21 protein-coding genes and 1 tRNA gene are annotated in these 22,240 nt (G+C 35.3%); 7 read left to right on the plus strand and 15 right to left on the minus strand.

Going from position 1 to position 22,240, the window contains the following annotated elements; translation table 11 throughout:
• Position 1: 1 nt before the first annotated feature.
• The 3 genes from CDA10_RS06130 to CDA10_RS06140 all read right to left on the minus strand — a co-directional run bounded on the left by CDA10_RS06130 (position 2) and on the right by CDA10_RS06140 (position 2,075).
• Positions 2–1,066, minus strand: a complete 1,065-nt coding sequence (locus tag CDA10_RS06130; protein ID WP_089605169.1) for an amidohydrolase family protein — start codon at positions 1,064–1,066, stop codon at positions 2–4.
• A gap of 179 nt (positions 1,067–1,245) precedes the next feature.
• Positions 1,246–1,647, minus strand: a complete 402-nt coding sequence (locus tag CDA10_RS06135; protein WP_089604718.1) for a DUF3144 domain-containing protein — start codon at positions 1,645–1,647, stop codon at positions 1,246–1,248.
• Between the two features lie 56 nt (positions 1,648–1,703).
• Complete coding sequence (locus tag CDA10_RS06140) at positions 1,704–2,075, minus strand: DUF3144 domain-containing protein (RefSeq protein ID WP_089604719.1); 372 nt, start codon at positions 2,073–2,075, stop codon at positions 1,704–1,706.
• A gap of 91 nt (positions 2,076–2,166) precedes the next feature.
• Between CDA10_RS06140 and CDA10_RS06145 the strand changes: the two genes are divergently transcribed.
• Positions 2,167–2,799 carry a hypothetical protein gene (locus CDA10_RS06145; RefSeq protein WP_089604721.1) on the plus strand — a complete coding sequence of 211 codons (633 nt, stop codon included), beginning with the start codon at positions 2,167–2,169 and terminating at the stop codon, positions 2,797–2,799.
• A gap of 74 nt (positions 2,800–2,873) precedes the next feature.
• On the opposite strand, the gene CDA10_RS06150 is transcribed toward CDA10_RS06145, so the two are convergent.
• Together CDA10_RS06150 and CDA10_RS06155 are read right to left on the minus strand one after the other, a co-directional pair.
• Positions 2,874–3,878, minus strand: a complete 1,005-nt coding sequence (locus tag CDA10_RS06150) for a hypothetical protein (protein ID WP_089604723.1) — start codon at positions 3,876–3,878, stop codon at positions 2,874–2,876.
• A gap of 376 nt (positions 3,879–4,254) precedes the next feature.
• Complete coding sequence (locus CDA10_RS06155; protein WP_089604726.1) at positions 4,255–5,847, minus strand: histidine-type phosphatase; 1,593 nt, start codon at positions 5,845–5,847, stop codon at positions 4,255–4,257.
• Positions 5,848–6,514: 667 nt separating this feature from the next.
• On the opposite strand from CDA10_RS06155, the gene CDA10_RS06160 reads away from it, so the two are divergent.
• The 3 genes from CDA10_RS06160 to CDA10_RS06170 all read left to right on the plus strand — a co-directional run bounded on the left by CDA10_RS06160 (position 6,515) and on the right by CDA10_RS06170 (position 8,544).
• The gene (locus tag CDA10_RS06160) at positions 6,515–7,117 is read left to right on the plus strand and encodes a TetR/AcrR family transcriptional regulator (protein WP_089604729.1); all 603 of its coding nucleotides are present in this window, start codon (positions 6,515–6,517) and stop codon (positions 7,115–7,117) included.
• A gap of 3 nt (positions 7,118–7,120) precedes the next feature.
• The gene (locus CDA10_RS06165) at positions 7,121–8,098 is read left to right on the plus strand and encodes a zinc-binding dehydrogenase (RefSeq protein WP_089604731.1); all 978 of its coding nucleotides are present in this window, start codon (positions 7,121–7,123) and stop codon (positions 8,096–8,098) included.
• A 92-nt stretch (positions 8,099–8,190) separates the two neighbouring features.
• Positions 8,191–8,544 (plus strand): DUF1304 domain-containing protein, encoded by a 354-nt coding sequence (locus tag CDA10_RS06170; RefSeq protein ID WP_089604733.1) that lies wholly within the window; start codon positions 8,191–8,193, stop codon positions 8,542–8,544.
• A 67-nt stretch (positions 8,545–8,611) separates the two neighbouring features.
• On the opposite strand, the gene CDA10_RS06175 is transcribed toward CDA10_RS06170, so the two are convergent.
• The 8 genes from CDA10_RS06175 to CDA10_RS06210 all read right to left on the minus strand — a co-directional run bounded on the left by CDA10_RS06175 (position 8,612) and on the right by CDA10_RS06210 (position 17,360).
• On the minus strand, positions 8,612–10,408 hold the full coding sequence (locus CDA10_RS06175) for an amidohydrolase (RefSeq protein WP_089605170.1): 1,797 nt from the start codon (positions 10,406–10,408) through the stop codon (positions 8,612–8,614).
• Between the two features lie 332 nt (positions 10,409–10,740).
• Entirely contained in the window at positions 10,741–11,352 is a 612-nt protein-coding gene (locus tag CDA10_RS06180) for a septal ring lytic transglycosylase RlpA family protein (RefSeq protein WP_089604735.1), read from the minus strand.
• Between the two features lie 286 nt (positions 11,353–11,638).
• Positions 11,639–12,640, minus strand: coding sequence for a lytic murein transglycosylase B (gene mltB / locus CDA10_RS06185; protein ID WP_089604737.1), 1,002 nt, complete (start codon positions 12,638–12,640; stop codon positions 11,639–11,641).
• Positions 12,641–12,671: 31 nt separating this feature from the next.
• Positions 12,672–13,814, minus strand: a complete 1,143-nt coding sequence (gene rodA / locus CDA10_RS06190) for a rod shape-determining protein RodA (RefSeq protein ID WP_089604739.1) — start codon at positions 13,812–13,814, stop codon at positions 12,672–12,674.
• 355 nt (positions 13,815–14,169) lie between these two features.
• Positions 14,170–14,820, minus strand: coding sequence for a hypothetical protein (locus tag CDA10_RS06195; RefSeq protein WP_089604741.1), 651 nt, complete (start codon positions 14,818–14,820; stop codon positions 14,170–14,172).
• A gap of 16 nt (positions 14,821–14,836) precedes the next feature.
• A complete protein-coding gene (queF, locus tag CDA10_RS06200; protein ID WP_089604743.1) occupies positions 14,837–15,655 on the minus strand; it encodes an NADPH-dependent 7-cyano-7-deazaguanine reductase QueF in 819 nt (272 codons plus the stop codon).
• On the minus strand, positions 15,655–16,428 hold the full coding sequence (locus CDA10_RS06205) for an ABC transporter permease (RefSeq protein WP_089604745.1): 774 nt from the start codon (positions 16,426–16,428) through the stop codon (positions 15,655–15,657). The genes queF and CDA10_RS06205 overlap by 1 nt, the downstream gene beginning before the upstream one ends.
• Positions 16,428–17,360 (minus strand): ABC transporter ATP-binding protein, encoded by a 933-nt coding sequence (locus CDA10_RS06210; protein ID WP_089604747.1) that lies wholly within the window; start codon positions 17,358–17,360, stop codon positions 16,428–16,430. The genes CDA10_RS06205 and CDA10_RS06210 overlap by 1 nt, the downstream gene beginning before the upstream one ends.
• Before the next feature lie 187 nt (positions 17,361–17,547).
• Between CDA10_RS06210 and CDA10_RS06215 the strand changes: the two genes are divergently transcribed.
• A tRNA-Arg gene (locus tag CDA10_RS06215) sits at positions 17,548–17,623 on the plus strand.
• 686 nt (positions 17,624–18,309) lie between these two features.
• Here CDA10_RS06215 and CDA10_RS06225 read toward each other — a convergent pair.
• Together CDA10_RS06225 and CDA10_RS06235 are read right to left on the minus strand one after the other, a co-directional pair.
• Positions 18,310–19,107 carry a class I SAM-dependent methyltransferase gene (locus CDA10_RS06225; protein ID WP_089604749.1) on the minus strand — a complete coding sequence of 266 codons (798 nt, stop codon included), beginning with the start codon at positions 19,105–19,107 and terminating at the stop codon, positions 18,310–18,312.
• Positions 19,108–19,588: 481 nt separating this feature from the next.
• Positions 19,589–20,539 carry a sensor domain-containing diguanylate cyclase gene (locus tag CDA10_RS06235; RefSeq protein WP_089604751.1) on the minus strand — a complete coding sequence of 317 codons (951 nt, stop codon included), beginning with the start codon at positions 20,537–20,539 and terminating at the stop codon, positions 19,589–19,591.
• A gap of 778 nt (positions 20,540–21,317) precedes the next feature.
• On the opposite strand from CDA10_RS06235, the gene CDA10_RS06240 reads away from it, so the two are divergent.
• Together CDA10_RS06240 and CDA10_RS06245 are read left to right on the plus strand one after the other, a co-directional pair.
• Positions 21,318–21,503, plus strand: coding sequence for a hypothetical protein (locus CDA10_RS06240; protein ID WP_089604752.1), 186 nt, complete (start codon positions 21,318–21,320; stop codon positions 21,501–21,503).
• Between the two features lie 133 nt (positions 21,504–21,636).
• Positions 21,637–22,128: a GNAT family N-acetyltransferase gene (locus tag CDA10_RS06245; protein WP_089604753.1), complete on the plus strand. Its 492-nt coding sequence runs from the start codon at positions 21,637–21,639 to the stop codon at positions 22,126–22,128.
• Positions 22,129–22,240: the final 112 nt, after the last annotated feature.

A 22,240-nucleotide genomic window follows, 5' to 3' on the forward strand; every position in this document is an offset into this window, starting at 1 on the left:
ACTACAACCGATAAAACTGTTTTGCATTGTGATGAAATACTTTTTCTAGTGCATTTTCATCATATTGCAGCACGATGTCACTAAATGCATCAATGATATTTACCAAGCTGGTATTGACTCGATCCATTGGAAAGTTTGAAGCGAACATGACACGGTACGTTCCAAAACTATCAAAAGCATGCGTAATTAAAGGGGCAACAAGATCAATAATTTGCTGCTTAGAAGCCAGTTGCTTTTTCTTATAAAATTGATGTCCTAAAACAGGCATGAATAACCCAGACATTTTAGTATAGACATTAGGTAGAGTGCCAAGTTCGGCGATATAGTCTTGCCATTGATAGAAAATATTTTCCCGTGCAGTTTGGGTTAAGCCAGTATTTTGTCCTACTTTCCCAAATAACCCAGCAGGTGTGCCCAAATGATCCAAAACAATCGATGTTTCAGGAAATTTTTTGGCTAATTCAATCACATCAGGAATTTGTGTCGAATAGACCCATGCATCAAAGCTGAGATTATGTTGCGCAATTTGTTCAAAACCTTTTAGAAATTTTTTATTGGTATATAAACTTGGATCATCTGTCCAATTGTGTACACCTTTATCTTCATGGAATGTAGCCATACGACGGATACCACGCAGACGCTTAGATGCTTTTTGATGCATTCTAATGATTTTCTTAAAGCTACTATCGCAAGGATCAGCAGTGGCAACAATCCCACCTAGCTGAACAGTATCATCATTAAAAGGTAGCGATTCTATAAACTCTGTTTCACCAACCACACCTTTGCCTTTATGGTTTGCCCAGCTTGCTTCGATATGGACAATTTGTTCAACCTGATATTGACCAATATCGTTTTTATAATCTTGAGGTAAATATGGTTGAGTAATATGTGTGGTCAAGCCCACAGTGTCAATCAGATCTTTAGGTTTAATGAGTCGCACCATTTTATCCAAGAGAAAAGGGCGATTTCCCAGTAGTTTAACGGCAAGTGCGGCCGCATGTGGTGTGTGATAAGGATCCCATTGATGAATGTGTGGATCAATGATTGGAAAATCTATATGTTGCATATAACGTCCAAGTTGTTCTTTATTATTAGAAATACAATACATCAAATTGATAAAGTATGAATGTTATGATTAGTAAAGTTATTTGCCATCAATATCTTAATTTAAATATTTACGAATTTTAAATTAATTATAAAAAAAGCCCAATCGGGCTTTTTGTTATATTGCGTTATTGAACTAAATTAGTGTTGATGATCATCTTTGCCATCATGTTTATGTGTATGAAACTCTTCATTTTTTCTAAAACGAAGATAATTATCAAACTGCTCACAATATTCATCAAAATTGTCTTCAAGCATCATTTGGAATTGTTGTAGTACATAAGACATGACTTGTTCTTTTGCTTCACGCATTTCATTGCCATCTTTAAAGTTATTCGCGGCAACCCAAGTGTTAAATCGCGCAGTTGCAAATAACATTGCTGCACTCACTTGACCACGAAGTTCTTCTGGTTTTGGCTGTTGTCCTTTTGCAGGGCGACAAAATTGATTGGCTTGTTTAATAAATTCATCAGCACGCTCAAAAAAGACAGCATTCAAAGCTTCTTCTTCGGTGACATCAGCAGCATCGATTTTTTGAGACATGATTTTTTCCACAACTACACATTAATTTTCCTCAAGTATTATAGGCAATCCCACACTTAAACGAAACGTTTTACTTCTTCAGGGTCAGATTTTGGAAAATACTCTTCAAAATGTTCTTGATATTCATCTAAGTTACTTTCAAGCATCGACTTAAATTGTTCTAGGTAATAATCCAAAATAGCTTGGCGATCTTTTTTAAAATCATCCGCTTGATGATAAGAACAAGCTGCATGCCATGCACTAAAACGAGCATTGGCATACATAAAAGAAGCACTTACTTTTCCAGGTTCCGTTGTGAGATGCGAAACTTGATGTGTCGAATCGATTAGTTGATTGGCTAAATTAATAAATTCATCCGCACGTTCAAAAAATTGCTCATCCGATTCAGATTGTTCATTATCTTCGTATATTTCATTGTTTTCAGACATTAGATTTCCTTTTTGTAATCTTGTTTAGCTTTTGCAACTATAGCATACTCAAAATAGCCTAAGCATAATTGAAATGATTCAGGAAGATAAAATGCAAGATGCAATTGCGGTACAAAGTTTAAAAAATGATATTGCATTATTAAGACAAAATATTTGGCCACCTATAGATTTGTCCAATGTTGAAGGATTACCGATTTATTATGGGTCAAAACAACAAGTGGATGAATATTATACACATTGGGTTGGTTTGATTGAAAGAGCGCAAGATTTGTATCAACCTTTTATGCAAGATGAGGTTTTAGATGCCGTGCAATTACCGAGTCATTTAAATTTTCCGCTGTTTTTCTTTCATGTAGACCGTGTACGAATCAATAAAACCAGAGCGAAAGAATCTAAAACTTTTCGAGGCATTGCCTCATTATTAGAAAAATGTGGACAATTTGATGCCGAACAAGTCGCTAAAATGACGCATTGGCTGAATAGTGATGATACTGCGGCATTGGTAGCACATCGAGAATTTATCGATTTAAGAACCTATGTATTTCAACAGGGTCAAAGTGAATATACACGTACCCGTTTTTATGTGAATGGTATCGTGTTAAGTACAGAAAAAGATTTTGAAATTGTCGATGCAAGAGAGAAGCCACGTAAGCAACGCAATGATAGTTATAGTGATCCTTTAGCGGATAATGGCGTATGGAAGATTTTTGGGAAGTATAAATAAGGTCAGATTTATCTTAAGATTTTTTAAGAGGAACACTTGTACAGCTTGATATAAGTGTTTATATATTTTATAGATTATTTTGCAGCATCAATCGCTTGACTTGCGACTTTATTAAATAGATTACATTCAGACTTTAAAGCTTTGAGCAAAATGCCTTGCATTTTCGCGTTTATACTGTCTTTGCCAAATAAAGTTATTGCTTGTTTATAATCTTGCTCATACTGTTTTGTTTTATTTGTATAAGAACTATATATACCGCTGTTATAATATTCGGCATAGTAATAATGAGCACCAATTTTAACGACAGCTTCTATAGGCATATTTGATTGAATTTCTTTTGATAAATACAATGGATAATCATTCAAAGTTTTCTGTGTGTATCCAAAAGGGAAAGATTTTTTTAGATCGAAGTCGGCTAAAGAGTTGCTCATATCAATATTGGCAAATGCAACATTATTTGAAGAAGTTGTGGATTTTAAGCATGTTGCTCCAGCGGGAAACGTTTTACCGTGGAGTTTTTTTACATAATAGGCAGGATATGCTCCAACAGTTTCAGTCAATGTTGAATCTAAACCAGTAAAATGATTAAACGGATGCACAAATTCACTGATTGATTTTTCAGACAAGTCAATCTCTTCATATTTATCAGTGCGTATTAATCCTTTATTTGCTTTGCTTGAGAATGGGGTGTAAGTCCACATTATGGATTTTTGTGATATGGGGGTGATTTTCGAGAAGGTTGTTAGTTTATACCCAAAGTTTGATTCATCAGTAGTTGAAGCTTGATATAAACCATCATTTGCCAAAACTGTATATAAGTATTCAGTTAGGTCTAAATTGTTACTGCCATCTGTTGCATATTCTGTTTTGATATAAAGATTATTATCTTTAAGACTATATTTAATTTTTGAGAATAAATTAACATCTTTTGTCGTATATCCTACCCCATAAGCATACCACTCGGTGTCAGTTGTTACGGGATTGTTATTCTGTGTATTTGAATCAAAATGCGTTTCAGTAGCGTATGTTTTTGAAAATATAAATGGTAAAGCTATGATAAAAATGATTTTATTTTTCATAAATTATCCAAAATTATAAAAATTCGTATCTTAAGTATATAAAAATATCCCACTGTCATCATATTTAAATAAACTCTTTTTACAAGCTATTTTTAATCAGGGAAGGACGTTTATCAAAGGTTCTTCTCAATGCAGAGTATTTAGAATGATCCTCTTACGATTAAATTTTGGGGATGATAATCAAGTTGAAGTTTTGATTTTTCTTTAATTTTTTATTTAAAAACATAGGCTTTGACTTTAATATTTTAATCTTAATTATTGAAATAAATTAATTAAAAAAGTGACCTATTTGGATCAAAACAGGTCACTTTTTTATTCAGTAATGAATCAATAAATTTGTTTAATTCTGTGTTTAAAGGGAAATTTATAAGTAAAATTACTGAATGCTATAGCATTGCTTTAATTTTAAATAATCATAATAGATGCTGTTCGGTTTATAACGCGCATAATCACACGCTGTTTTAAAACTGGTCTCCTTTTCATTGTAAAGCATTTTAACCAATGTCAGTCCTTGCTTATTTTGATAAACATCCCACTGTAAATTTGCTGCCATTGGTGAAATTATTTCACCACGCCATGGGCTATTCGCATATGTATAGGTTTGATTTAATGGCAACGGCTGCATCATTGCTTTTAATTCTAAACTGGTTGCTAAGGGAATTATAATTTCAGCATGGGCGAATCTTAAAACAGCGACATGATTTTGATTTTTATTCAGTACAGCATCAACTTGTTTAAATAAATCTTGTTTTAAACCTTGTGCCATATTGGTTGTATAACCCTGAGCTGTATTAAAGCTAGGGCCCTTGCTGTAGAAATCATTGGCATCATTATATTCTGCATAAAATTGAGCTGCACTGGTGGGCATATATGCAGTAAAACGAGTCTGTCCGAGCTCTTCTTTTAAACCACCAGAAATTGAATACAACTCATATAAATATGCAGCTGCATCTACAGGGCTACTGATTTTATTTTTTCCTTTACCTGTTTCAGTGATGGTTGCACCATTCGGTGCGATAACGCTATAGCCACCATTATTGGCAAAGACATAATTCGATTGACCAATTTTTTGAATAAAATCAGTTTTAAATAATGGGGTTAATACATCCAGTGCAACTTTTTGTGCATTTTTATTGGTGTTTAATTCATTCAATTTTTGCGCTAAATCTGGATTATGTTCTTCATAATTTTGATAGGCTAAACTCGCATCATATATTTTTTGATCTAGTTCTGAAGTGATAGAAGCTAAATCATCTTGAGCATTTAGGCTATGAAAATATAAAAGAAAACGGTTTACACCGCCATCAGCCAAACTTGGACTAACGGTACTTTTTAAGTTGGTATAACTTGCAGGTGTGATTTGCGCTGTTAAATTAGGTTGTTTTTGAATCAACTCATTGGTAAAGAATTTAGCACTGTCTACTGCACGATCTACACCAGAGCTTGAGACTTTGATGGTTTTTCCATCTGTCACAGCTTGATTGAATAATTTAGGTAAACGCTGTAACAGTCGATCTGCAATGCCACGATGTTCTTTGATGCCAACTGCACTTTCATTGCCATAACCAAACTGGCGAATACCTTCTACGCCGTAACCAAGTAAAATATTGGCTTTAATCATTGCTTCAATATCTGGCCCTAACTTTTCTCCAAGCGGTGTTAGTGCATTGTCTTGTTTTGCTTTTAACCATAAATGATAGAGTGCTAAGTCATATTTCATACTTGAAAGCCCTCGAGAGCCATGTCGAGCAACAAGTTGGGTAAATACAGGCTGAAAATCTGTAGGGACAGCGGTGTAATCTGCAATTTTCTGTTGTGGTAGATAAGGTTGCTTGGTTTGAAGAAAGGGAATCGATGCTGTATCTGTTGGTGGCGTCACTGTTGCTTCATTATTTTGCTCATTACAAGCGCTTAGAAACATACATGTGCTGAGGAATAGTGTTGAATAGATCAATTTTGAATATTTCATTGTTAAATGAGCAGTTTAGAAAATATGCATAACCCTATAGGTGGCATATGACGATTTGATGACCTAATGCAAGCAATCTTTTACTGGGCAGTTTTTAGATATTTAGCTGAATATTACATTATCTTTTTAAGCTACTTGAACCTATTAATATTTGTAAATATCAATAACTTTTCAATATTTAAAGTATTTTTGCTTTGTGACCATTGAACAATAATACAGCGGTTTTATCGTTTAGTTAATAACTTAACGTCAGTTCGGGATAAACTCTGATGTAAGTTATTGAAAAGATAGATCATGCACAGCGGGGTCTTACCGTTTAAAGTCAGATATAAGGATTAACCCACTTCGTCTTGCACTTCTCTTGAAATATATTTCAATTTTGTTCAGGTTCGACCTACTTTTCTTTTGGGAAAAGTAGGCAAAACCATTTGTCAGTCGCCAACTCGACAGATACTGTCAAGTACCTAATATATTGCAAAAACAGTATATTGCAGATCTTGCGGAATATATTCCTCATGCCTCGAACAATGCGACTGACGTTTCCGCGTATCATACAGTTGGGAATTATTTTATCCCGAGTTCAGGTTAACTTAATTATGACTTAATAAAGTGATAAGTTACATAATTTTTATAGACGACTGGTCTAATATTAAATTATAGTCAAAACATGAAACGATCAAACAAAAGTGAAGCAACGCGGAAACACATCTTAGATACAAGTTTCGAACTGGTATTACATAAGGGTTTTGTCGGCGTTGGCTTACAAGAGATTTTAAAAGCCTGTGACGTTCCGAAAGGTTCGTTTTACTATTATTTTGCCTCAAAAGAAGCTTTTGGTTGTGCTTTGTTAGAGCAATACATACATGACTATAAAGCGAAAATTGAGCAAATTTGGTTGCAGACTGACGGCAGTGCCTATGCACGTTTGATGGCACTTTGGCAGGCATGGATAGAAGATCCAATTCATGGCGGTTGGGCCGAAAATTGTCTGATTGTGAAGTTGGCAGCAGAAGTTTCTGATTTATCAGAAGATATGCGGAAAATATTAAACTTTGGTGTGACTAAACTGACTGAGCGTGTTGCGAGTTTATTACACGAAGGGCAGCAAGAAGGTTCAATTCCGCTACATATTGATCCAAATAAAATGGCACAAGTGATGTATCAGCTTTGGTTAGGCGCAGCATTATTAGCAAAACTGGCTCAAGATAAAGCACCACTTCATTTGGCTCTAGAAACCACACAAAATCTATTAGATCCAATTAAGGAATAACTTATGCAAAGTATTATTCACCGTAGTTTTGGCGAACCTGTTGATGTATTGGAATTGGCGGAAATGCCACAGCCTGAGCCTAAAGCAGGACAAGTGCGTATTAAAACAATTCTATCTCCAATGCATAACCATGATGTATGGACAGTACGTGGTAGCTATGGTTATAAGCCTGAGTTACCTGCAATTGGTGGTAGCGAAGCTGTCGGTATTATTGATGCATTAGGTGAGGGGGTGACAGGTATCGCAGTTGGACAACGTGTTGCTGTTGCTGGCGTACATGGCAGCTGGGCCGAATACTTTATTGCCCCTGCACAAGCCGTTGTTCCCTTGAACGATGCGATTCCTGATGAATTAGCAGCACAACTCATTGGAATGCCAATCAGTGCTTTAATGCTACTTGATTTTGTCGATATTCAAGCTGGACAATGGATGGTTCAAAATACAGCCAATGGTGCAGTCGGTAAAACTGTTGCGATGATTGCACAAGCACGTGGTATTCACGTGATTAACTTGGTTCGTCGTCAAGAAGCGATCAGTGAAATGCAAGCGCTAGGCATTCAACATGTTGTTGCAACAGATAATCCTGATTGGCAACAACAAGTTAAAACCATTCATGCTGACCAACCATTGTTAGTGGGTGTAGATTCGATTGGTGGGAAAGCCAGCGGAGAATTATTAAACTTATTGTCTGAAAATGCATTACTGGTTTCTTTTGGTAGTATGACTGGAGAATTGATGCAAATCTCTTCAGGTGATTTGATCTTTAAACAAGCAACCATGAAAGGTTTCTGGGCAAGTGTTGTGAATAAACAAATGCCTGCTGAACGTAAAAAAGCATTAATCATTGAGTTGTTAACACTCGCAACGCAGAACAAACTTATTTTACCTATTGATGGTATTTTTGAGTTTTCAGATATTTCTACAGCTGCGACAAAAGCAACGCAAGGGGCGAGACAGGGGAAAGTTCTGTTAAAGCCATAACTTTATTCATTGAGCAAAACAGTCAGCCGAGAGGCTGACTTGAAATAAAATACCGAATATAGAAACTTAAACATAGAAAAGGAACAATAAAGATGATTGGGCAAATATTGGTTGGGTTGATTGCAATATTACATGTTTACATTTTGATATTAGAAATGTTTTTATGGGATAAACCCTATGGTTTAAAAGCCTTTGGAAATACGCCTGAAAAAGCGCAATTAACTAAAGTGATGGCACAAAATCAGGGTTTATATAATGGTTTTTTAGCAGCAGGTTTATTTTGGTCTTTACTTGCCCCTGAAACCTATGCCTTAGCACTCGCCAATTTCTTTTTGGGCTGTGTATTGGTTGCTGGAATTTACGGTGGCTTAACTGCAAGTAAGAAAATTATCTATATTCAAGCTGTTCCTGCATTATTGGCGTTATTAGCGGTCAATTTATTCTAAGTCTTAAGTAGTGTTGTTGAGTATGACAGTGGTGAGTTTTTACTTGCCACTGTCATTAACTTATAAATTATTTTTTAGACGTATCTGAATTCACAGAGATATCGGGCTTGAAACTATCCGCTTGATAAATTAATTGACCTTCTTTATACGTCGCTAAAATTTTAATATTCTTAATTTGCTGTGATGGCACTTTCAGTGGATCACGCTCTAAAATAACAAAATCTGCGAGTTTGCCTTTTTCCAATGTTCCTTTATCTTTTTCCTCAAAATATTGATATGCCGCCCAGTCAGTCACAGATTTCAAAGCAATATAAGGACTGACTTTTTGATCTTCACCTAAAACTTCACCTGTTCGCGTGGTACGGTTTACTGTTGCGTCAATCACCATCATGTTTTTGGGTGGAATAACTGGTGCATCATGATGTTCTGTAAAAATCATATTTCTTTTTAATGCAGACCCTGTTGGAGAGATACGATTGGCACGTTCTACACCTAATGTTTCATATTTATGCCAATTACCCCAATAATAAGTATGCAAAGAGAAAAAAGAGGGAATTAAACCCAAATGTTGCGCACGATCGAGTTGATCTTCTCGCATGGTTTGCGCATGAATGATGACATTACGCCGATCCGCTTGACCGAATTTTTGATTGGCTATCTCTATACTATTTAAATATTGGTCGATTGCCGCATCACCATTGGCATGCGCAAGAATTTGCCAGTGTTGTTGATAAGCGAGATTGATGGCATTTTGAACCGTCGATTGCTCAGGATAAGCAGGGTAGCCACGGTAGTTTTTATCTTGACCCTCAGGCGGAACTAAATATGGCTTTGTGAGCCATGCTGTTTTCCCTTGTGGCGAGCCATCAAGGCTAATTTTGACACCACCAATTCGAAAATGCTTTTGATATTGCCTACTTGAACCATATTTAAGCATATATGCTTTTTCGTTGATGATATCTGGGTATACCACCACATCAATATTCAATTGACCAATTTCAGCAAAACTACGCCATAATTCTGCTGTACCTGCATCTGCACGGCCTTCTTGTACAGTGGTATAGCCGTTCTTAATATAAGTATTCAAAGCCGTTTTCGCCATATTTTGCATAATTTCAGGCGGGACTTTGCTAAATGCAGTCGCCATAGCTGAAAATACTGCAGCCTCTTCTAATACGCCATCAGGCTCTTGAGAACCCGCTTTACGACGAATAATCCCTCCTGTTGGATTCGTTGTATTTTTATCAATGTTGAGCAATTCAAGTGCTTTATGATTGACTGAGGCCAAATGTCCTGATTGATGCAAAATAATAATCGGTTGGGTGAGTGATACTTTATCTAGATCATCCGCAGTTGGGTGGCGTTTTTCTTTCAGTTGGGCATCGTCATAACCATTTCCAATAATCCAGCCTTGAGTGGCTTGAATGAATGTCTGATTCTGTTGTTGCCATTGTGATAATGCAGTAAGTAATGACGGAATATCTGAGACATTGCCATCAGGCTCAGGATATAAGTTGGCAACGGTTTGTTGTAGCCCGACACTATTGAGATGACTATGAGCATCTATAAAGCCAGGCAGCATGGTGTAATGCTTTAAATCAATCTCTTGGCTATTTTTAGCTTCTTGTTGTTTGGCTTGTTTTAAATCACCTGCAAATGTAATACGTCCATCTTGAACCAACAATGCTTCAACATAATGTGGTGTCATGCCTTGCATGGTTAATATTGAACCACCATGGATTAAGATATTTTTTGAAGGTTGTGAAATTTGAGTATTTCTTTGAGAAGTTTGCTGTGATTGAACGGTATATTGGGGCAGTGTTGTACAACTGGCAATTAAGACGCAACTCGTGATCGATAGCATGGGGAAAGCTGTTGGGATAAGCTGAGAAAGGCGTAGCAACATTTTTATCCCTCATATTAAAATTATAAAAGTTTTAAATTATAAAAATCGATTCAGGAAAATATATTTAGTGTCAAATCAGTAGATTGAAAATTTAACTTAGCAGAGATGGTTATTTTTGTATAGGAATAAATTAAGCATTCAGCTATTGGCGTTTATAGATATCTATTTCAATGATGCTTGAAATTACATTTCTAACTAGGATACAGATAGATATTGCCTAAGACCTATGTATCTAGCTAGACATTAAAAAAGCCACTTCAAAGTGGCTTCGTTAAATGCATGCGGTGAATTTACGAGTTTGGACCGTCCACGCGTTCAATGCTTACGCGTCCCGTTCCTGAATTTGTAATACCTAAACGCTTCGCAGCGCCGTATGAAAGGTCAAGTACACGGTTACCATGGAAAGGACCACGATCGTTTACTTTCACAACCACACTCTTACCATTGTCTTTATTCGTCACACGAATATAACAGTTCAATGGAAGGCTACGGTGAGCAGCTGTCAATTCATTCATATCGAATGTTTCACCACTTGCAGTCTTACGACCGTGGAATTGACGACCATACCAAGACGCAACGCCTGTTTGGCTAAATTTGCGAACTGTATTTGAAGCTACTTCGTTTAGTTTATCAATTACTGAAGGCTCATCTTCAGGAACTTGAATCTTAGCTGCAATAGTTTCACGGCGAATTTTATCGCCAGAACGTTCAGTAATTGACAAACTGTTCAAATTTGAAAAATGTGAATTAAAATTCGTTGAATCCTTGCTTACTACACGAGAAGCTAGGCTCGAACTATCTGAATCATTGTTTAAGTATGATGACTGAACCATTTCTGAGTTCGCTTGCGTCATACTTAAACCCATGGTCAGGGCTATCATATATTTTAGTGAAGCATGCATCGTTTAACTCCTTGGAACCTCTGATTTAACTTTCTAAGTCGCTGAAAATTAACCCATAGAGGTCTGTAAATTCACTTATGCAACTGCATTTAACGAAAAGGATAATATTCAAGCAACGTCAAATGTGTCTAGCTTTATTTGTGAAATAGTTACAAAAAGGACAAATTCTTACAGGAATTGGTTAAAAAGTAATCAAAAGTGTAACAATTTATTTAATTTGTTGAAAATGCGATCAAATTAACAAATTTATTTATTGACTTTTATATATTTGATGAAATTGCAAGTCTTATCGACTTACAATTTCAGTGCCTAATAGCCATAAAGCCGTAGCATACATGCGGCTTTTATTATAGGTCGTGATCACTTGAAAGTTTGGATAAGTGATGTAGTAAATTGGGCCATAATTATCTTGCAATTGAATGACATTGACTAAATCTAAGTCATCAATTTTGACAATAGGATTGAGCGGTGCAATACCTAAATTTTTAATTGAACCATAAGGAACAGGTTGAGTTAGATCTTTAGCAATAATTGCATCGGGATTATTGCCTGTATAACGTGCTAGGAAGCCGATTGGTTGATTTCTTTGCCAACCATGCTGTGCTAAATAGTTAGCAATTGAACCAATCGCATCTACAGCGGAATTTCTAAGGTCGACATGCCCATTTCCATCATAGTCCACCCCAAATTTAGAAATATTACTTGGCATGAATTGAGGAAAACCAACCGCACCTGCATATGAGCCGACAATTGAGTTGGTTGGTACATCATCTTTATATGACCAAGCAATTAAAGCACCTAGCTCATCTTGAAAATATTGTGCACGTCGTGGATAACCGAAGCCAAGTGTCGCAAGTGCATCACGAGTGATAAATGAGCCCTTATTTGAGCCGTAGCCTGTTTCTACCCCTAAGATCCCTAGAATGATGGCTTGAGGGACGCCAAATTGCTGTTCAGCGCGATTTAGGGTATCTGCATACTGGTTTTTAAAACGGACACCACGTTGAATTGTACCTTCCGAGAGGAAATTGGTTTTATATTCATACCAAGGTTTACTCTCTCCAGGTCGATTCATAATGTTAATAATATTGGGAAGGTTTCTGGAACCATTCATTGCCCAATCGACTTGCTCACTACTTAAACCATAGGTTTGCATGGTTTTTGCTTTAAAATTGTTATAGTCGGGATGACTTGCAAACTCATTGGCTTGGCAAAAACTGGTAATAGAAAATGCAGCTGCACAAAAAGATAGGTTTCTTACTTTTTGCAAAAGCCCAAAATTAAACATAGGTTATATTTCCTAATTATTTATGATGAAATTAACGATGTGTATGAATTGACATTACAATACCAAAAGTGGCCATTAAAGTAATAATTGCAGTCCCTCCATAACTCATAAAGGGTAATGGCACACCAACTATAGGTAAAATACCACTGACCATACCTGCATTTACAAATACATAAACAAAAAACGACAATCCAAAAGCACCTGCAACTAAACGACCAAAATTATGGAAGCAATTTAAACTGATTTGGAATGTTCTGAAGATAATTGCAAAATAGATCACAATCAATAAGATAATACCAATTAAACCAAATTCTTCTGAATACGCAGCAATAATAAAGTCGGTATGACCTTCTGGAAGAAAGTGTAAATGCGATTGTGTACCAGCTAAGTAGCCTTTGCCCATAAAACCACCAGAGCCAATGGCTGTTTCTGACTGAATAATATTCCAACCTGTACCTAAAGCATCTGCTGCAGGATTAATTAAAGTTAGTACACGCTGTTTTTGATAGTCATGCAGTAGAAATTGCCATGCGATGGGAATAATTGCGGCTACAGCAGTAATCGCACCTAAGATCATCTTCCATGAAAGACCGCTGAGAAACAGCACAAAAATGCCACTGGCTAAAATAAGTAATGATGTCCCAAGGTCTGGTTGTTCTGCGATGAGAATAAAAGGAAAACCGATCATGATTAAAGACAGCAAAACATTCTTCAAGCTTGGTGGCAGAGGATTGCGTGATAAAAACCAAGCAATCATTAACGGCATGGCAATTTTCATAAATTCACTGGGTTGCACACTGCCTGCACCAGGGATATCAATCCAACGTTGCGCTCCCATACGAACTTCACCAAAAAGTTTAACTGCCACTAAGCACACAACGCTAAACAGATAGAAATAAGGTGCAAAAGCTTGATAGACCTTTGGTGGAATCTGTGCCAATCCAAACATGACCAAGAGACCAAGGCTAAAGCTCATAGCTTGCTTCGCGACGAGTCCTGTATTTTCAGCTGATGCACTATATAAGACGGTTAAACCAAGCAAAGCATTTAAGATTAAAAATAACGTCAACCATGGATCAATGTGTATTTTTTGCCACCGAGAAGGGAGCAGTGTTGTACCTAAACCATCACGAGGTGCTTGACGCAAAAACTTATATTGTGAACTTGGAGTCATTGGACTATTTTAGTGCATGAAATGATTCGCGAATGCTAACATAAGCTCTATAGAAGGTAATGCTCATCTACTTTTGCAGGTTTTTGGGGTATTCTAATAAACAGTGAATTTGTGCCTAAAAAATAGGTTAAAAAAGCATAATATTAAAATTAAATTAAGAAGCAGAGAACTGAACATTTTGAATGTAAGATTTTATATTGCTGTAAATTGATTGATTAAAAATAATAGGATTTTTATTTATTTGAATTTAAAGATAATTTTTTATTTTTATGATTGAAACTATTCTCAAAACGAAAAAAATACCCTTGAATTCAAGAGTATTTTTTCATTAAAAAATTCAATTAACTTTTAACGATCAATTAAAAAATAATGTACTGTGATACTCAGCAAGCGCTTTGATTTCATCTTTATTCAAGTTCGGAATCAACTTATCAACCGCCATATGTACAGCTTTAGTCACTGCCGCAGCACCAATATCTGATGCTTTACGTTTAATCATGCCTAAATCAAGTGTTTTATTAAATTCACGCATGAAATGGTTAATCGATGCATCAGCGAATTGTTTATATTGTTCAGACAAAACGCCACGGTCGATATCACCATTTTCTAGAATTTCAGCAAAGCTATGCTTCATATTGGTGACTAGATTTGCATTCAAATTTGCACCAACACGTGGTTGGCCTTGAGGGTCTTTAAATAAGCTACTTTCAGAAAAATTGATCGACTGACGAACGACTTCATTGTCTGCTTTACTTAATAGTTGTTTAAGTAACACAGCAACAGTCGATTTTACATAACCTGCAAGTTTTTCAGCAGTGTCACGTCGATCACTCGGTGGAAAGCGACGAACGAGCTCAATGAGTATCGCATCAATGATTTCATCATTAATTAATAAAGCTGTTTGATCACGCAATGGGTAAAGTGGTTCGTTAGAATTTTTTTTCTCGATACCGGTCTGAATATTCCTTAAAAGTTCTTCAGATGGTACAAAACCAAAAAAAGGCATGTTTTCAACCTCAATGTTATTGTCTAGCCAATCGAATTGGGCTTGGCATCCATGTTTCATCCGATACACGACATGGATTAATATCCAATCCTCCACGACGTGTATATGCTGCATAAACCATCAGTTTTTCAGGTTTTAAATTTTGCCAAATATCGGCAAAAATTTGCTCCACACATTGCTCGTGGAAACCATTATGCTGACGATAAGAGATAATATAAGCTAAAACACTGCGATAACAAGGTTTTTTGCCTTGATAACGAATGAAAACAGTTCCCCAGTCGGGTTGTCCTGTGACAGGGCAATTACTTCTTAATAAATGCGAATAGAGTTGTACTTCAACGTTTTCAGCCAAATCATTTTCATCTAAGGCTAAAAGCGACGCATCTGGATGATTGACCAAGCGTTCAGGTTGTTGATCATCTATACAAATACCTTGTGGTTTTGCAATATCAAGCTCATCAGCTTGAAATAAAGTGAGTGTCACTTCAGCTTGAGCAGCTTGAGACAAGTCTTTTTCAACCGTTGCAATAAAAGCTTCTTGGGATTCAAATTCAGTAAAGTTCATACTATTAAAGTAGAGTTTTAAAGATTTTGATTCAATCAGGTTTGCTGAGCTTGCAGGTAGGGTGATTCGACCTATCGCAACTTGAGGAATTCCTTTGCGATTCAACCAAGAAATTTCGAAAACATGCCACCAATCCTTTCCTTTATAGATGCCTTCAATATCGGCATATTGTTCACGTGCAGGCGCACGTGAGATAGGAAAAAGAATTTCTGGTTGGTATGTAGTAGGGTAATTGGTTTCTTTACCCAATAGAGAGAGTTCAACAGACATTATTCACGCATTCCTGAACCACGAGAAAGTAAATAGTAGGCAATGACATAGAGTACGCCGCAGCAAAGTGTTACGACAACCAATGAAAGTGAAACATTCACATCGCTATGACCTAAAATTCCGAAACGGAATGCATTGACCATATATACAATCGGGTTAATTAAAGAGAGATTTTGCCAAAAAGGGCTTAAAGCACTAATAGAATAAAATACACCACCTAAATAAGTGAGTGGTGTTAAAACGAAAGTTGGGATGATGGAAATATCATCAAATGATTTTGCATAGACAGCATTGATAAAACCACCCAATGAAAAAAGCAGTGATGTAATAATGACTGTATATATAGTGACGAAAACGTTGTGAATCGCTAAGTCAGTAAAGAATAGGCTCATCGCTGTGACAATTGCACCGACTAAAACGCCACGACAGACCCCACCTATGACGTAGCCCCATAAAACCATATGCAATGGAACAGGGCTCATGATGAGTTCTTCGATACTTTTTTGAAATTTTGCACTAAAGAAGCTCGATGACACGTTGGCATAGCTATTGGTAATGACAGCCATCATAATCAGACCAGGCACGATGAATTGCATATAGCTAAATCCACCCATTTGTCCAATACGAGAACCAACCAAATTTCCAAAAATCACAAAGTACAGACTCATGGTGATTGCTGGCGGTAATAAGGTTTGTGGCCAAATGCGCATAAAGCGACGTATTTCTTTATAAACTAAGGTGTAAAGTGCGACTCGAAGTTGGCTAAAGTTCATTATTGCGCTCCTTCAAGATTTTTTTCGACCATTTTTACGAATAACTCTTCAAGACGATTCGATTTATTACGCATGCTACGTACACGAATACCTTGCGCTTCTAATAGTTGAAATAGATCATTTAAAGAGTGTGCTTTATCCATCGTCACTTCTAAAGTCATTGGATCAATCAAGTTAAATTTTACACCGATGATGTCTACATGAAGCGGTTCAATAGGATGCTCTAAATCAAAAATAAAAGATTCTTCATTCAATTGATTTAGAAATGCTTTCATTGAGGTGTCTTCTTTTATTACACCACGGTCAATGATGGCAATTTGACGACACAACATTTCTGCTTCTTCTAGATAATGCGTGGTTAAAATGATTGAAGTGCCTTTTTCATTCATTTCAGTCAAAAAGTCCCACATAGAGCGGCGCAATTCAATGTCTACACCAGCGGTCGGTTCGTCCAAAATCAAAAGTTTTGGTTCATGCATCATGGCACGAGCAATCATTAAACGGCGTTTCATACCACCTGAAAGCATACGTCCTTGGGTGTTACGCTTTTCCCATAAACCCAATTTTTCTAAATATTCTTCAGCACGAAGCTCGGCTGTCTTTTTAGGAATACCGTAATAACCTGCTTGAGTCACTAAAATATCAAAGGTTTTTTCGAATTGACCAAAATTGAATTCTTGAGGAACAACACCTAAACACTGTTTTGCATGTGAAGGGTGAGTATCAAGATCATTGCCGAAAATTTCGACTGTACCTGATGTTTTATGTGTCAAAGAGCTGATAATACTGATCGTAGTCGATTTACCCGCACCGTTTGGCCCCAAAAGTGCATAAAATTCACCCTCAGGAACAGTTAAATTAATTCCTTTGAGTGCCTGAAATCCATTTCGATAAGTTTTCGATAAATCTCTTAACGCCAAAGCATCAGTCATGAAATTCTCACATGGTTTGAAGAGTGTGTATTGTGAGCGATCTAGAAGAATAAACCAAGCGTATTACACGGAATTATCTGTTGCAAATTTGGAACGTTGCTCAAAGCATAGGCATCAGTTCAATAGGTTGTTTTATAAATGCTTTACCTGATCCAATTTTTTGGTATGATGTGCCATCTCGATTTAAGCGCCCATAGCTTAACTGGATAGAGTGCAGGTTTCCGAAGCCTGTGGAGTGGGTTCGAGTCCCGCTGGGCGTACCATTATTTTTAATAAAATCAACAATTTAAGTGTATTTTGGTGTTGGATTGGCGTAATTCAATTTTTATCCATAGATTAAAAAGAATAAACTCCGTTAAATTTTTCGGGGTCTTCCTGTCATTTTTGTGGTTTCTGGTCGTTTTCTCAACCACTTAGATATAGATTCTAAATTCCATTTTTACAGAAATGCATATCCAACGTGGTAGGCAATGTAACTTTGAAGTATTAAGTTCAGGTTTTTATTCATACATTTGGAAATATAATATCGCGCTGCCTGTCAGCGTTTACAGAGTTGAGAATGAAACACCAGAAGAAAATAGATCAATAATTTTTTTACAAACCGTCTTTAGATGGTTTTTTTATTGTCAAAAATTTAGGGAAAATACCTTGAACGATCCGATTTCAATTAAAAGCTTACCATGGCTTTTTAAAATTATAGCTGTAGTGATCGGGGCTATTTTTGCTCTGACATTAAGCGGGAATATTCATTTATCGTTAACAACCCATTTCGCGAAAAATAATTCTGTATCAATTCCTTCGACTTATACTCCATTTATGATCCTTTAATAGTATTTCCAAGAATAGTATTCCCAAGGTTCTAGGCAATATGAGCAATGTTGAAATATGATTGTATTTTTCTAAAGAAATTTTATGTTCTTAATATTGCAGAATGCATCTTAATTTTAATCTAACGGTTTTGGTTTTTTTCACCGACTATTGAAAACATCAATGGTAAATTTTTGCCAAAATGTTCAATCCTGTACTTTTCATTCTCCTTAATCATATTATTAAAACAGTTATATGATGAGTAATCATATTCTTTGAATTCGAGAATATTTATTCCTTGATTGATTAAACTTGTAAATATTTCACTAAGGCTATGATTCCAAGTGATTGCTTGATAGCTTATCTCTGCTGATTTATCGGCATAAGAGCCAGTAGATGTTTCTTTTATAGGGTCATTTTTGAAGTAGCTATAAGTTATGTTTTTAACTTCATCATCAAACATCCATATGACTGGATGAAATTCAATAATCACAAATTTACCCCCAATTTTTAAAAAATTGGATATCACATTGGCCCATAAATCTAAATTTTCTAACCATCCTATAACCCCATAACTCGTAAATACGTAATCGTATTTTTTGTCTAAAATACTAGGTAATTCATAAATATTGGAGCAAATAAAGTCTACATTTAAACCTAGCTCATCATTAAACTCTTTTGCCTTTTGAATGGCTTTTTCTGAAAAATCTACAGCTGTAACATTAGCTCCAAGTTGAGCCAATGACATAGAATCTTGTCCGAAATGGCATTGTAAGTGTAATATGGATTTGCCTGAAATATCTCCTAAAATACCCAATTCTATTGGGTTTAGCGTGTTTCTTCCTTTTAGAAAGGAAATGTTGTCATAAAACTCGCTCTTGATATGCGCATTTGTTTTTAAATTCCAAGCATTTTGATTTATACTTATATAGTCACTCATCTTTTATCCTTAATTTCAAAAATCTTATCTATGCACATTATGTGCAATATTCAAAATAATGATAAAATTCTATGGTCGCAAATTCAAATTTTAAACTGTGGATAAACAAGGGTGCATCAGAATAAGACGTTTTGTTTTCTATCAATCCAGTCTCTTTGCAATTTCTAATGAGGAAGAATAAGAAAAGTTAAAGCTTTCTGAAGAACCCGCTGGAAGTGCTATTATTTTTAACAAAACCAACCATTTGAAATTTTCTAAAAATCCATTTTTTATTTCTAACTTCTGAACACTTTTGATTTTTCTCATCCCATGATTTAAAGTTCATTGGATTGATCTTTAAAATAATGTGTGGAAAATTATTTTTATTTATTTTAAATATCAATATTTTAAGTTTTTGTATGAGTTGGGAATCAACCAACTTTCAGCCTATTTAAAATGTATGTACAACTTTTTTACTTAAGTCGATGATTCACGGAAAATATTAAACTTTATATTTCTGAGATTTTACCATTCTTTTATGTTGATACATTTTCTTATCAGCTTCATGCATTGCCGTTAAAAGTCCGTAAGTTGGATTACGCATAGCAACGCCAATCGCTGCACTGATATTTACTTCAGCAAATGCTTTAAGAATTCTATTTACCAAGCCAGTTGCATTAATCAGGTTATTTTCAATACTTAATACAGAAAATTCATCCCCACCTAAACGAGCAACGATATCATTGCTACGCACACATTTTGATAAAGTAGTGGCAGTTTTTTGAATGAGTTCATCTCCAGCGATATGTCCTAAATTGTCATTGATCGATTTTAAATCATTGAGATCAATCATGATAATAGCAGCAGGGTGTCCGTAAAATTTACAGCGTTCTTCTTCTAAGGTCAGTAATTTATCCCAGCCTCTGCGGTTGAATAACCCTGTCATAGAATCAGTCAATGCTTCTTCTTTGAAACGTTCGCCTTGGCGTATATGCTCAATTTCTCTCAATTCACCTTGTAAAATAAAACTTAACATTTGACCCAATAAGCTAATCAAGCCTTCTTCTTTGACTAATTCTTCTGGTTGCGGTTGAGGGTCGATAGCGCAAAGTGTGCCAAATAAAGAACCATCTTCATTTGTAAGTGGCTGACCAATATATGCCTTAATGTCTGCGAGCTTATTGACTGCCGCATTTGCATATTCAGGAATATCTTGCGATCTCGGCGCAATTCTAGGCGCTTTTCCTTGCACCATTTGTGAACATAAAGTATCTGCCCATGGAAATACTTGACCTGGTTCGATATTGTAACCTTGATCTTTGGTTTGAAGTATTATCCAGTCATCGCCTTCAGTGCGTGTGATCATCCATAATCTAAAACCAAATCGTTGATTTAAAAACGTCAGAACAGCGCAGCAAGCTTCTTCAAAGTTTTTAAATTTAATGTCATTCATTCAGTTAGCCTGCCATTTATGTTTTCTTTTATTAGAGACAAATTTTAAAACCATATTGATTATAACTTGTGTAATAAAAAGATTTTTGGATCATTCTATTGTTTAATATTTTATATAATATCAATTTATTTTTAAAATATAAAACATTTTTAAAGTAACTAAAAGTAGATTTATATATAAATAAGAAATTTGTTTTTAACTAATAAAATAATGTAGATTATCTAAATGAATAAATAATAATATTTAGTGTGTTAGTGGCGCTTATAGGTACATGGAGCATTTAATTTGGTTTACTTTATATTGGCCAAAGTGCCATGGCTTGAAGTCTTGTCTATTTTAATATTTATTAGAGATGTAATGGTAAAGTAGTTAAATAATATTATCATTTATATAAAACATTTGGCATTTTTGCTTTTATATTGCTTATTAATATACATTAGTAGATTTAATTAATATGCAAATTTAATTCGTTAAGTTTTATTTAATAAACATTGAATGAATAGCCTTTACTCGGTTTATATTTGAACAAATGTTGGATTTTGTAGAATGAAGTGGCTTTATTTTAAGCATTTTTATAGGTGAAATAAAAATGCTATTTAAGTTTTTTGCGATAAATACCTCTAAATTATTAGTTTTTGGTCAATTAGCTAACATAGACTTAAAGTGCAGATTCAAGAAAGGGGTAGGTCAAAATAAAAGCAGATTTGAAGTGATTGATTATAAAATAGCTTACTGATAGATTGATATTTTAAAAGGCTATTTTACTTTTGGGGGTACTATGCTAATTCAAATTGCCAATACCGTAATCAATACAGATCAAATTCGTTTAATTGAAGTCGATGAAAATGGAGAGTTTGTTCGAATTTTTCTTGGTGGAGACTTAGTGAGACGATTTGAGTTTCCGAACCATGATAGTCAAGCCAGATTCTTAAATAAGATTGGGTTGAAAGAATTTTTTACTTAACCCTAGAAATATTAAAACCCGCTTTGAGCGGGTTTTCTTTTGTGGCAGAAAAGGAAATATGGAACTAAGTCATTTTCCTTAATTTCTCTATAAATTGTTAAACTACGACGCTACATTGATCGGAGTACTGAAAATGAGAGCCTTAGTTAGAAAAGCAACTTTAGATGATGTAAATAGTATAGCTATGATTCATCAGCAAGCATTTATTCGGCAAATAGAATCTCATCAATGGATAGGATCTACGCTTGCTGCTTATCCACGATTTTTTTGTTATGTAATAATAGAAAGTGAAATGATCGTTGGGTACATTTTTTGGGCACAAAAGTCAGGGTTTAGAACCGAGGTTATCTTAGAGTTAGATCAGATTGCGATGCATAAAGATTTTCAAGGCTTGGGATTAAGTAAAAAATTCATTGTTGAATCTCTCAGAGATGTTCAGGTTCATTTAACAAATACAAATCAAAGTATAAAAAGTATATTGGTGACCACAGGAGCGGATAATTTTGCAAGAAAGCTTTATGAAAATGTATTAAATGCGAAAGAAGTTGCCGTAATTTCAGGTTTATATCGTTCACCAGAGGTGTATTTAAAAAGTACAAGAGAAGATCTTGTCTTTTTAGATTAAGAAAGTCACATATTTGAATTAATATATTTAGAATATATTTTTTAGATGTAAAATAAATTACTATAAATAAAGAAAAATTTTATAAAAAATGAGTTTATATTTTAATAAGTGA

This window comes from Acinetobacter piscicola, from assembly GCF_002233755.1.
GTDB classification, from domain to species: Bacteria; Pseudomonadota; Gammaproteobacteria; order Pseudomonadales; family Moraxellaceae; genus Acinetobacter; species Acinetobacter piscicola.